This is a genomic window from Micromonospora sp. PLK6-60 (assembly GCF_019890675.1).
In the GTDB taxonomy this organism is placed as follows: Bacteria; Actinomycetota; Actinomycetes; order Mycobacteriales; family Micromonosporaceae; genus Micromonospora.
Map to the genome: position 1 here is coordinate 110722 of NZ_JAIOAA010000011.1, position 12272 is coordinate 122993.

Here is a 12272-nt window from a genome sequence, read left to right on the forward strand (position 1 = left end):
GCTGCGCCGATGCCTGCCCATCGGACCGCGAAAGGACCCCCATGAACGGCTACTCACCACCCGTGCGGCCACCGGCGCGCCGGCGACCGTTCGTCGCGCTCACCACCGCCCTGCTGACGCTCGCCGCCACCGTGCTCACCGCCGCGCCGGCCGCCGCCCGTCCGGCCGTGGAGCCGGCCGCCCGTCCGGCCGTGAAGCCGGCGGCCGCCCGTCCGGCCGTGAAACCGGACCGAGGCCCGGACCGCGGCGCGGCGACCACCTCCGAGCGGCAACTCCAGGCGCAGGTGCTCACCTGGACCGCCGGGAACGAGATCGCCTATCTCTCGGCGCCGGCGACCGCCGTCGCGGGGCCGGCGACCATCGTGTTCGAGAACAGCGCGGCCACCGGCAACACCAGCGGCATGCAGCACACCCTGACCTTCGAGACCGGCGACCCGGCGTACAACAGCGACGTCGACGTGAACATCCTCGCCGACCCGTACGACGCCAACGGTGGCCGGTGGTCCGTCGACGTGGTGTTGAGCCCCGGCACCTACCGGTACTTCTGCGCGATCCCCGGCCACGGCACGATGAACGGCCTCCTGGTCGTCACCGGCGGCGGGTCGGACACTACGGCCCCCACCGTGTCGGCCGAGGTCACCGGCGAGAAGAACGCCGACGGCGAGTACGTCGGCGCGGCCACGGTGGCGCTGTCGGCGACCGACGAGGGCTCCGGCGTCGACAAGGTCGAGTACGCGCTGGACGGCGGCGCCTACGGCACCTACACCACCCCGGTGACGGTGAACCAGCCGGGTGAGCACACGGTGAGTTACCGGGCCACGGACAAGGCGGGGAACACGTCGGAGGTCAAGTCGGTGTCGTTCACGGTGGCGCAGCCGCCGGCGGGGGACACCACGGCGCCGACGGCGTCGGCGGCGGTGACCGGTCAGCGGGACGGCGACGGGGCGTACCTGGGTGGTGCGACGGTGACGCTGTCGGCGACGGACACCGAGTCGGGGGTGGACCGGATCGAGTACGCCCTGGACGGGGCGGAGTACGCGACCTACGCGGCGCCGGTGAGCGTGACCGCGGTGGGTGCGCACACGCTGACGTACCGGGCCACGGACAAGGCGGGCAACACCTCCACCCCGCAGTCGGTCAGCTTCACGGTCGTCGCGCCCCCGGCCGACGACACCACCCCGCCCAGCACCTCGGCCGAGGTCACCGGCGAGAAGAACGCCGACGGCGCGTACGTCGGCACCGCCACCGTCACCGTCACCGCCGCCGACGGTGGCTCCGGCGTCGACACGATCGAGACCTCCCTCGACGGGCAGCCCTATGCCACCTACACGGCGCCGCTGGCGGTGAACCAGCCGGGTGAGCACACGGTGAGTTACCGGGCCACGGACAAGGCGGGGAACACGTCGGAGGTCAAGTCGGTGTCGTTCACGGTGGCGCAGCCGCCGGCGGGGGACACCACGGCGCCGACGGCGTCGGCGGCGGTGACCGGTCAGCGCGACGGTGCCGGGGCGTACCTGGGTGCGGCGACGGTGACGCTGTCGGCGACGGACACCGAGTCGGGGGTGGACCGGATCGAGTACGCCCTGGACGGGGCGCAGTACGCGACCTACGCGGCGCCGGTGAGCGTGACCGCGGTGGGTGCGCACACGCTGACGTACCGGGCCACGGACAAGGCGGGCAACACCTCCACCCCGCAGTCGGTGACCTTCACCGTCGTCGCGCCGCCGGCCCAGGACACCACGGCGCCGACCACGTCGGCCATGCTGCACGGACAGAAGAACGCCGACGGCGCCTTCGTCGGCAGCGTCTCGGTGATGGTCACGGCCACCGACGCCGACTCGGGCGTCGACCGGATCGAGTACTCCCTCGACGGGCAGCCCTACGCCATCTACACCGCGCCGGTGACGGTGAACCAGCCCGGCGCGCACACGGTGAGCTACCGGGCCACCGACAAGGCGGGCAACACCTCGGCGGCCAAGAGCGTGTCGTTCACCGTGGTCGCGCCCCCGTCCGACGACACCACCGCGCCCATCGTCACCGCGTCGGTGGCCGGCCAGGTCGGTGTCAGCGGCAGCTACCTCGGCAGCGCCACCGTGACGCTGGCCGCCGCGGACACCGGCTCCGGCGTCGAGAAGATCGAGTACGCCCTCGACGGCGACTTCGTCCGCTACCTGCGGCCGTTCGCCGTCGACCAGCCCGGCGAGCACACGCTGAGCTTCCGGGCCACCGACAAGGCCGGCAACACCTCCGGCACCGGCTCGCTGACCTTCACCGTGGTGTCCAGCGGGCTGAACTGCCGGGTGCCCGACACCCGGCCGACCGTCTGGTTCGGCACCACCGACAGCGGCGTCACCAACCGGCCGGTCCAGGACGACTGCACGATCAACAACTTCTTCGACGGCCCGCGGACCTGGCTCAACCATGCCGAGTTCGTCGACTACGTCAAGGTGATCGCCGACCACCTGCGCGAGTTCCGCCTGATCACCCAGAAGGAGCGCACCGCCCTGGTCGCCGCCGCCCGCGACTCGGCGGTCGGCAAGCCGGAGGCGAAGAGCGGCTACCAGCCGCTGCTCGACTCCAGCGCCGCCTCGTTCGCCCAGTGGGAGCAGGTCGGCCCGGGCGGCTTCGCCCGCAACGCCGACGGGTCGATCACCAGCAAGGCCGTCCCGGGGATGGGCATGCTCTGGTTCCCGAAGCAGGCGTACCAGGACTTCTCGCTGAAGTTGCAGTGGCGCGACGACGCGCCCGGTGACGGCCGCGCCAACAGCGGCGTCCTGGCCCGCTTCCCGCAGGTCCACGACCACCCCGACGAGTCCCGGCCGGAGTGGGTGGCCGTCAAGTACGGCCACGAGCTGCAGATCAACGACCGGACCGACGGCGACGCCTACAAGACCGGCTCGGTGTACGGCTTCGACCGGGTCGATCTGGCCGGCGCGCGGGTCACCCCCAAGGGCACCTGGAACGACTACGAGATCCGGGTGGTCGGGCAGCACTGGTCGATCTTCCGCAACGGCGAGCTGATCAACGACTACGTCAACACCCCGGACGCGGTCTTCGACCCGCCGCGCGCCGACGACCCGGGCGGCGCCGGCCGGCAGAGCCCCAGCGGCTACCTCGGCCTGCAGAACCACGGCACCGGCGACGTCATCAGCTTCCGCAACATACGGGTCGCCCCGCTGACCCCGTACGCGGCCGACCCCGGCAACTGACGCGAAGGGAACACCATGGCAAAGCAACAGATCGACCGCCGGGCGCTGCTGGCCGGCATCGCCGGTTCCACCGTCGCCGTCGGCGCGGCCAGCCTCACCGGGGCCGGCCCGGCCACCGCGGCCGACACCCGACCCCGGCTGATCCCCAAGGCCAACATGGGTATCCAGCTCTACAGTGTCCGGGACAAGATCAACAAATTCGGGTTCGCGTACGTCCTCAGTGAGCTGTCCCGGATCGGTTTCCGGGAGGTGGAGTTCGCCGGCTACACCCAGGGCGACGTCGGCGCGATCACCCCGCAGCAGCTCCGGCGGCTGCTCGACGACAACGGCCTGACCGCGATCGGCAGCCACCGCGGCCTGAACGACTTCCGCACCAACCTGGAGCGGGAGCTGGACATCGCCGAGATCCTCGGCATGCGGGCCATCGGCACCGCCGAGGCGCCCACCGGCGACCGCACCGTCGCCGGCTACCAGAAGGCGGCGGCCGAGTTCAACGCCTGGGGCGCGGCCGCCACCGCCCGCGGCCTCAAGCTCTATCAGCACAACCACACCATCGAGTTCAGCTTCGCCACCGACCGGCCGGACGTGCGGCTGTACGACCTGTTCCTGGAGCTGACCGACCCGCGGTTCGTGTACCTGGAGATGGACCTGCTGTGGGCGTACGGCGGGGCCCGCAAGTATCCCGGCTTCCGCCCGGTGGACTACGTCAACGCCCACCCGAACCGGTACCCGATGTTCCACGTCAAGGACGGCATCCCGCTGCCCGACCCGCAGCAGGGCAACTCCTACCTGGACGTCGAGTTCGGCGCCGGCTTCATCCCGTACACCGACTTCTTCCTGGCGCTGAAGAACCGCAACCGGTTCGCGTACCTGTGGGAACAGGACAGCGCGCCCAACGCCCAACCCAACCCACCCGGCTCGCTCGGCGCCGCCGCGCGCAGCTACGGGCGGATGAGCGACCTGCGGAGGCCCGCGTGAGCGCCTGGCGTTTGATCGAGGACGACCCGGAGCCCGGCGCGGGCCCGGCGACCGCCGCCGGCGGCGACCGCCCGCCGGCCCGCGCGCCCAGGCGCCGCCCCGGCGCCCGACGGCTGGTCACCGTCGTCGCGCTCGCGCTGCTCACCCTGGTCGGCGCGGGCGGGCTCGCCGCCGCCGACGACGTCGCCGTCGCGCTGCCCGAACGGCCCGAGGGCTGCGTCCGCCCGGACCGCACCATCAAGCTGTACGCGGTGGAACTGCCGCCCGACGGCACCCAGGTGCGGCTCGGCTACGGCCTCACCCCGGAGACGGCCTCCTACCCGGGCCCGACGATGGAGATGACCGAGGGGGAGTGCCTGGCCATCACGCTGTACAACCAGGTGCCCGCCGCGACCCTGGAGAAGCTGCGCACCGACCCGACCCACCCGCTGGGCGTCTCGCTGCACGTGCACGGCGTGAAGTACACCCAGCTCTCCGACGGCACCACGCAGAGCTTCTCGTACGTCCCGCCCGGCCAGTCGCGCACCTACACCTGGTACGCCAAGAAGCGCGACAAGGAGAAGGGCACGCCCGGCACGGCCGGCTACTGGTGGTACCACGACCACGTGGTGGGTGGCCCGCACGGCACCCAGGGCCTCGGCGCCGGCCTCTTCGGCGGCCTGGTGGTACGCCGCCCGGGCGACCCGCGCCCGGACCGCACCTACACCACGGTCTTCGGTGACCGGCAGAGCATCAACCTGCGCCGGGGCGCGGCGGCCGACACCTGTGACCGCGACAACCCGCAGCCGGGGCCCAGCTGCCTGGTGGCGAAGAAGGGGGAGCGGGTCGAGTTCATCGTGGTCGGCATCGGCAACGACATGCACACCTTCCACGTGCACGGGCACTCCTGGGCGGACACCCGCACCGGGGCGGTGACCGGCACCGACGCCCAGACCGACCAGGTGCCGACCATCGACAACAAGACCCTCGGCCCGGGTGACTCGTTCGGTGTGCAGATCGTCGCCGGCGACTCGGTCGGCCCGGGTCACTGGATGGTGCACTGCCACATGCAGTTCCACTCCGACGCCGGCATGTACACGATGCTGCACGTCCTGGACGAGAACGGAAACATGCCGCCGGGCGGGGAGCACGACCACTCCGCCGCCCCGGCCGCCGCCGCCCCGGCCCCGGCCGGCGCCGCCACCCACCAGCACAACTGAGCTCAGGTCCGCCTCAACCTGAAAAGGAGTCGAGATGGCCGACAGACGCCATTTACCCCGGCGGTTCGCCGCCCTGGCCGGCAGCGCCCTGCTGGCGCTCGGCCTGCTGGCCGTGCCCGCCCAGGCCACGGCCGTCACCCAGACCGCGACCCAGGCCGCCCTGGCCACCCCGGCGCCGGTGAAGGTGCTGGTCTTCCACGGCCGGGCCGGCAAGCAGGACGACCCGGTGGGCCCGGCCACCACCGCGATCAAGAAGCTGGGCCGGCAGCACGGCTTCACCGTCGACGTGGCCACCGACCCGAGCGTGTTCACCTTCGACAACCTGGCCCAGTACCGGGGCGTGGTCTTCCTGTCCGCCAACGGCATCACCCTCGACGACGCCCAGGAGGCCGCCTTCCAGGCGTACGTCAAGGGTGGCGGCGGGTTCGTGGGCGTGCACGACGCGGCGCGCGCCCAGCCGGACTCGGCCTGGTTCACCGGCCTGCTCGGCAGCCGGCCGGCGGCGAGCCTGCCGAACGCGGAGAAGGTGGTCTCGGCCACCGCGAGCGGCGAGAACCCGCCGAACGAGACCGCCGCCAAGGCGGTCGACGGCTCGACCAGCAGCAAGTGGTTGGCCCGCACCCCGACCGGCTGGCTCACCGCCACGCTGGCCAAGCCGGTGGTGGTCTCCCGGTACGCGCTGACCTCGGCCAACGACTTCCCCGGCCGGGACCCGAAGGACTGGAAGCTGCAGGGCTCGGTCGACGGCAGCACCTGGGTCGACCTGGACCGCCGCACCGGCGAGACGTTCCCGCAGCGGTTCCAGACCAAGCAGTACTCGTTCACCAACACCACCGCCTACCAGCACTACCGGCTGGACATCACGGCCAACAGCGGGGAGCCGCTGATCCAGCTCGCCGAGCTGTGGCTGATCGGCCCGGACGCCGGCCCGTCGCCGGACAGCACGGTGCAGGAGGCGGTCGTCGACCTCACCGACCGGCAGCACCCGGCCAACAAGGGCCTGCCGCTGACCTGGACCCGGTCCGACCAGTGGATCAACTGGGACCCGAGCCCGGTCGGGAAGGTGCACACCGTCGCACAGGTCGAGGAGGGCAGCTACAACCCGGGCCTGAGCGGCAACGGGGCGTTCCACCCGATCTCCTGGTGCCAGGACTACGACGGCGGCCGGTCGTTCTACACCGGCATGGGCCGCACCCCGGAGAGCTGGACCGACGACACCCGGTTCCAGGGCCACCTGGCCGGCGCGATCAAGTGGGCCACCGGCATGGTGCGCGGCGACTGCCAGGCGACCATCGCCGCGAACTACCGCATCGAGCGGCTCACCGCGGCGAACCAGCCGGGCCAGCTCGACCAGATCGGTGAGCCGCACGGGCTGACCGTGGCCGAGGACGGCACGGTCTTCTACATCGGCAAGGCCGCCTGCCCGAGCGGGCCGGTGGTCAGCTGGGACGACCCGAACGTCGGTCTCGGCTGCGGCACCATCCACCAGTGGGACCCGAAGAACAAGCAGGTCAAGCTGCTCACCACGCTGAAGGTGATGGGCAACCGGGGCAGCGGCAGCGAGCTGGTGAAGAACGAGGAGGGCCTGGTCGGCATCACCCTGGACCCGAAGTTCGCCGACAACGGCTGGATCTACGTCTACTGGATGCCGCACGAGTCGATCGACCGCGAGCGGCGGATCGGTCAGCGGACCGTGTCCCGGTTCACCTACGACCGGGCGGCGAAGACCATCGACCAGTCCACCCGCAAGGACCTGCTGCACTGGGACACCCAGATCCACAGCTGCTGCCACGCCGGTGGCGGGATGACCTTCGACGACAAGGGCAACCTCTACATCGGCAGCGGGGACAGCAACTCCTCCGGCGGCTCCGACGGCTACTCCGGCAACAACTGGACCGAGGCGTACCAGGGCGTCTCGTTCCAGGACGCCCGGCGCACCTCGGGCAACACCAACGACCTCAACGGCAAGATCCTGCGGATCCACCCGGAGGCCGACGGGACGTACACCATCCCCGAGGGGAACCTGTTCACCGGCCAGGAGGAGGGCGGCGGCAAGACCCGCCGGGAGATCTACGTAATGGGCGTGCGCAACATCTCGCGCATCGCCTGGGACCCGGTGAACAAGTGGCTCACCGCGGCCTGGGTCGGCCCGGACGCCGGCGCCCCCGACCCCGAGCTGGGGCCGGCGAAGTACGACACCGCCACCATCATCACCTCGGCGGGCAACCAGGGCTGGCCGTACTGCATGGGCAACCGGCAGCCCTACCGGGACCGCAGCAACACCGACGCCAAGGTGCTCACCGGCTGGTACGACTGCGACAACCTGAAGAACACCTCGCCGCGCAACACCGGCCTGGTGGACATCCCGCCGGCCCGGGACAACATGATCTGGTACTCGCCGCAGGGCGGCGGGCCGGTCTACCCGAAGCGGGCCGACGGCAGTGGCCTGCCGACGTACGAGCTGGGCGACGAGACGTTCACCGAGCCGTACCTCAAGGGCGGCGGCCAGGCCATCATGGACGGCCCCACCTACCAGCGCGAGCAGGTCGACACCACCAGCGGCGTGGCCTGGCCGGAGTACTGGGACAACAAGTGGTTCATCGGTGACCAGTCCAACGCCAACAACCGGATCGCGGTGACCGTCGACCCGAAGAACGTGCCGAAGCAGGGCCGGCCGGCCTTCGCCGAGGACCTGCGCGCCATCATCCGCGGCGGCAACGGCGGCGACCAGCTCCAGTCCTGGATGGACGCCAAGTTCGGCCCGGACGGGGCGCTGTACCTGCTGGACTACGCCGGTGGGTTCTTCAGCCTGCACGGGAACCAGAAGCTGATCCGGGTCGCCTACACCGGTGGTCCGGCCACCCCCAACCCTGCCGACGCCGGGGTACGGGCCGCCGCGCAGAGCGAGCCGAAGACCGTGCTCTTCTCCGGGGCCCGGGCCGGCGGGGTGGCCTGGGAGTGGAACTTCGGTGACGGCAGCGCCACCTCCACCGAGGCCAACCCCACCCACCGGTACGCCGACTACGGCACCTACCAGGCCACCCTGAAGGTGACCTACGCCAACGGCGAGGTGGCCACCACGGTGCTGCCGATCGACGTCGGCTGCGTCGCGCCGGACACCCGCTCCACCGTCCGCATCCTGGACACCGACACCCAGGTGGCCAACTACGCGGTCGGCGGCGGGTGCACCGTCAACGACCTGATCGACGACGAGCGGGGCTGGACCAGCCACAACATGTTCGTCGCGCACGTGCAGGACGTGGTGGCGGAGCTGCGCGCCGACGGGGTGCTCGACACCCGCGACGGCAACCTGCTCATCCGCGCGGCCCGGCAGTCCGAGGTCGGCACGACCGCCGGCTACCAGAGCATCTTCGACGGGACCGCGAAGTCCCTGGCGGACTGGCGGCAGGCGCCCAGTGGGCTGTTCAACCTGCGCGGGGACGGCTCGATCCGCAGCTCCGGCGGCCTGGGCATGCTCTGGTACGCGGGCCGGGAGTTCGGCGACTTCTCGGTGCGGGTGAAGTTCCGGGACGTCTCGCCGGCGGGCACGTATGCCAACACCGGCGTGTTCACCCGGTTCCCGGACCCGCGGACCCCGGTCGACCAGCGACCCGAGTGCGGCCGGACCGGCTCGGCCGCCGGCTCACCGGCCTGGGTGGCGATCTACTGCGGCCACGAGATTCAGATCTACGACGGCCCGACCGGCGAGCCGCAGAAGACCGGTTCCGTCTACAACTTCGACCCGGTCGGCCTGGCGCAGGCCCGACCGACGCCGAAGGGGCAGTGGAACGACTACGAGGTCCGGGTCGTCGGGCAGCACTACACGATCATCCGCAACGGCGTGGTGATCAACGAGTTCGACAACACGCCGGGCAAGGCGTCGTCGCGGGCCGGTGACCCGCCGACCGACCTGCGCCAGTTCCTCAGCGGGTTCATCGGGTTGCAGAACCACGGCACCAACGACCTGATCGAGTTCCGCGACGTCCGCGTCCGCCAGCTGTAAGTGCAAGGAAGGGCCCCCTGTTAACGCCTCCGGTAGAGCAGGGGCCCCTTCTTAACACCAGCGACACCAGCGACACCGGCGGCGCCGGGTGCGGGGTTTCCCGCGCCCGGCGCCTCGGCGTCAGGCGGCCTGTTCCTCGATCCAGCGGGTGTGCGCCTCCCACGCGGACTGCTTGCTGGTGCCCAGCGCCCCGCCGATCTGCGACCAGGAGGCGCCGGTGGCGCGGGCGCTGCGGACCGCGAGCTGTCGGCCGTAGCCGGCCTTGCGGGCGATCAGCTCGCCGAGCGCCAACAGCTCCAGCGCCTCCTCGCGGGTCAGCGGGGCGGCCTCGGCCGGGTAGGGCTCGTCGTCAACACCGGCCGGGGCGAGGGCGTCCCGGGTGCGCAGCTCGTCGTAGCGGGCGACGGCGGTGAGGAGGGTGTGCTCGCGTTCGAGGCTGTCGGGAGTCATGACCACACTCTGCCGTCAGGATCTCCTGACGTCAAGTTGCCCTGACGGCAGGGGTCACCACCCGCCCGCCGGTTCCCTATGCTCGGGCCCATGCGGGATCGCCGGGTGCTGCTGCTGTGGGCCGGGTTCACCCTGGCCGCCCTCGGGTCGGTGCTGCTCGTGCTGCGCCGTCCGGACCGGCTGTCCGACCTGCACATCTACTACGGCGCACTGGCGCACCTGCGCGCCGGGCACCCGCTCTACACGTACGTGGCGGACAACGGCGGCCCGTTCACCTACCCGCCCTTCGCGGCCCTCGTGCTATGGCCGATGACCCTCGTGCCCGAGGGGATGGTCCAGGCGATCTGGCTGGTGTCGACCTGCGCGGCGGTGGTCGCGGTGGCCGTGCCGGTCGGCGCGGTGCTGGCCCCCGCGGGAGAGCGGCGGCGGCGCGCCGTCGCGGCCGTGGCGGCGGTGCTGATGGTCTCCGCGCCGGTGCAGAGCAACCTGCGCTTCGGTCAGGTCAGCATCTTCATCCTGCTGCTGGCGCTGCTCGACGGGATGGGCCTGGTCCCGGCCCGGCTGCGCGGCGTGCTGGTCGGGGTCGCCGCCGCGATCAAGCTGACCCCGCTGCTGTTCGTCGCGTACTTCCTCGTCGCCGGCCGCTACCGCGACGCCGCCCGCGCGGTGGCCGCCTTCGCCGCCTGCGCGGCGCTCGCCGCCGTGGTGCTGCCCCGGGCGAGCTGGACCTACTGGTCCGGCACCGTGCTGGAGACCTCCCGCATCGGTGACCTGGCGTCGCTGGGCAACCAGTCGGTGCACGGGATGCTGCTGCGGGTGGGCGTCGACGACGCGGCGCTGCCCCCGATCTGGGCCGGGCTGGTCGCGGTCGTCTGCGCGGTGGCGCTGCTGCGCGCCCGGCAGCTGGCCGCGCACGACCGCCCCGGGCACGCCGCGGTGCTCGTCGGCTGCGCCACCGTGGCCGCGTCCCCGGTGTCCTGGACCCACCACCAGGTGTGGCCGGTGCTCGCGGCGATGCTGCTGATCGGCGCGTCCGGCGCCACCCGGCGGGTGGCCGGCGGCGCCCTGCTGGTCAGCATGGTCGTGTCGCTGGGCGCGGTGCTGGGCCCGGTGTCCGGCCGGCCCGGGGTGCAGTTCCTGTTCGAGAACGCCCGCGCACTCGGCGTCTGCCTGCTCTGCCTCGCCGGTTTCGGCGGGGTCGCGGTCGCCGCGACCCGGGCCGCCGGCCGGCCGGGCCGCCGCCGCGCCGGGCTACGGGTGGGCGTCGCGGCCGCGGCGGCGCTGGCGTTCTTCGCCGTGCAGCCGCTGCCCGCCGGGGCCGACCCCACCTTCAAGGCGTACGACCTGGCGGACGTGGCGAATCCCCGGTACTTCTTCGTCTGCCGGGGCGCGGCCGAGTGCGCCGCCTACGGCACCGGCGCGCCGGTCACCTTCGGCACCCGCACCGAGAAGACCAAGGTACGCGTCAACGGGGTGGTCGCCCCGCAGGTCGCCCGGTTGGCGTACTACTCCGCGCCGGGCGGCGCGCCCCGGGCCATCCCGCTGCTGGCCGCGTACCCGGGCAGCCGTACCTTCTCGTTCCGGTCGGCGACCATGACCCACGGCCGGCTCGTCGCCTACGCCCCGGACGGCCGCCCGATCGCCAGCTACGACGACGAACTCGCCGCGGCCTTCTCCTGACCGGCCGGTGCGCCGGCGCGCGGGACGGTTCCCGGCGCGGCCCGGGCCTGGCATGGTGGAGGCATGTGCAGGAACATCCGCGTGCTCCACAACTTCGCACCGCCCGCCACCGACGACGAGATCGAGGCGGCCGCGATCCAGTACGTCCGCAAGGTCAGCGGGGCGACCCGACCGTCCGCGGCCAACGAGGAGGCGTTCGACGAGGCGGTCCGCGCCGTCACGGCGGCCACCCGGACCCTGCTGGAGCGCCTGGTGACGAAGGCGCCGCCCCGGGACCGCGAGGTGGAGGCCGCGAAGGCCAAGGCCCGCGCGGCCGAACGGTACGGCGTGCGACCGGCCTCGGGCTGATCGGCGACGACGAGCCCGAGGCGCGGCCGTCAGCGGGTCCGCTTGGTGGCCCGTTTGCGGGGCGGGGTCAACAGGTCGGCGATGGCCCCGATCGCGGACGGCACCACCCGGTAGTACGCCCAGACGCCGCGCTTCTCGCGTTCGAGCAGGCCGGCCTCGGTGAGGATCCGGAGGTGATGACTGACCGTCGGCTGGGACAGCCCGAGCGGGGCGGTGACGTCGCTGACGGACGCCTCGCCCTGCGGGGCGGACTGGATGAGGCTGAGCAGCCGCAGGCGGGCCGGGTCGGCGAGGGCCTTCAGGACCCCGGCGAGCCGTTCGGCATCGGCGCGTTTGATCGGCTCGCCGGTCAGCGGCGAGATCGAAGGCATGTCAGTTCTGGCAGTTCCCACGCCTTCCATAGTT

Annotated in this window: 8 protein-coding genes; 6 read left to right on the forward strand and 2 right to left on the reverse strand. The window is 72.2% G+C overall.

All coding sequences use genetic code 11. From position 1 onward, the window contains the following. Nucleotides 1-41: 41 nt before the first annotated feature. The 4 genes from K7640_RS20635 to K7640_RS20650 are packed head-to-tail and all read left to right on the forward strand — an operon-like array spanning nt 42 to nt 9389. A complete protein-coding gene (locus K7640_RS20635) occupies nt 42-3209 on the forward strand; it encodes an OmpL47-type beta-barrel domain-containing protein (RefSeq protein WP_222956511.1) in 3168 nt (1055 codons plus the stop codon). 15 nt (nt 3210-3224) lie between these two features. Beyond that, nucleotides 3225-4187: a sugar phosphate isomerase/epimerase gene (locus K7640_RS20640; protein WP_222956512.1), complete on the forward strand. Its 963-nt coding sequence runs from the start codon at nt 3225-3227 to the stop codon at nt 4185-4187. Beyond that, nucleotides 4184-5386 (forward strand): multicopper oxidase domain-containing protein, encoded by a 1203-nt coding sequence (locus K7640_RS20645; RefSeq protein ID WP_222956513.1) that lies wholly within the window; start codon nt 4184-4186, stop codon nt 5384-5386. The genes K7640_RS20640 and K7640_RS20645 overlap by 4 nt, the downstream gene beginning before the upstream one ends. A gap of 34 nt (nt 5387-5420) precedes the next feature. Then, nucleotides 5421-9389 carry a ThuA domain-containing protein gene (locus K7640_RS20650; RefSeq protein WP_222956514.1) on the forward strand — a complete coding sequence of 1323 codons (3969 nt, stop codon included), beginning with the start codon at nt 5421-5423 and terminating at the stop codon, nt 9387-9389. Nucleotides 9390-9509: 120 nt separating this feature from the next. Here the strand turns inward: K7640_RS20650 and K7640_RS20655 are convergent, their stop codons facing one another. Then, a complete protein-coding gene (locus K7640_RS20655; RefSeq protein ID WP_222956515.1) occupies nt 9510-9839 on the reverse strand; it encodes a hypothetical protein in 330 nt (109 codons plus the stop codon). Nucleotides 9840-9929: 90 nt separating this feature from the next. On the opposite strand from K7640_RS20655, the gene K7640_RS20660 reads away from it, so the two are divergent. Both K7640_RS20660 and K7640_RS20665 read left to right on the forward strand, forming a co-directional pair. After that, nucleotides 9930-11519, forward strand: coding sequence for a glycosyltransferase 87 family protein (locus K7640_RS20660; protein ID WP_222956516.1), 1590 nt, complete (start codon nt 9930-9932; stop codon nt 11517-11519). Nucleotides 11520-11582: 63 nt separating this feature from the next. Continuing rightward, nucleotides 11583-11867, forward strand: coding sequence for a DUF2277 domain-containing protein (locus K7640_RS20665; protein WP_222956517.1), 285 nt, complete (start codon nt 11583-11585; stop codon nt 11865-11867). 29 nt (nt 11868-11896) lie between these two features. Here the strand turns inward: K7640_RS20665 and K7640_RS20670 are convergent, their stop codons facing one another. Beyond that, nucleotides 11897-12268: a helix-turn-helix transcriptional regulator gene (locus K7640_RS20670; RefSeq protein ID WP_222956518.1), complete on the reverse strand. Its 372-nt coding sequence runs from the start codon at nt 12266-12268 to the stop codon at nt 11897-11899. Between the last annotated feature and the right edge of the window lie 4 nt (nt 12269-12272).

Bases quoted from the DNA above. Each gene is read 5' to 3' on its own strand.
- K7640_RS20650 (WP_222956514.1), top strand. From the start codon at position 5,421: ATGGCCGACAGACGCCATTTACCCCGGCGGTTCGCCGCCCTGGCCGGC.
- K7640_RS20655 (WP_222956515.1), bottom strand. From the start codon at position 9,839: ATGACTCCCGACAGCCTCGAACGCGAGCACACCCTCCTCACCGCCGTC.
- K7640_RS20670 (WP_222956518.1), bottom strand. From the start codon at position 12,268: ATGGAAGGCGTGGGAACTGCCAGAACTGACATGCCTTCGATCTCGCCG.
- K7640_RS20665 (WP_222956517.1), top strand. From the start codon at position 11,583: ATGTGCAGGAACATCCGCGTGCTCCACAACTTCGCACCGCCCGCCACC.
- K7640_RS20660 (WP_222956516.1), top strand. From the start codon at position 9,930: ATGCGGGATCGCCGGGTGCTGCTGCTGTGGGCCGGGTTCACCCTGGCC.
- K7640_RS20640 (WP_222956512.1), top strand. From the start codon at position 3,225: ATGGCAAAGCAACAGATCGACCGCCGGGCGCTGCTGGCCGGCATCGCC.
- K7640_RS20635 (WP_222956511.1), top strand. From the start codon at position 42: ATGAACGGCTACTCACCACCCGTGCGGCCACCGGCGCGCCGGCGACCG.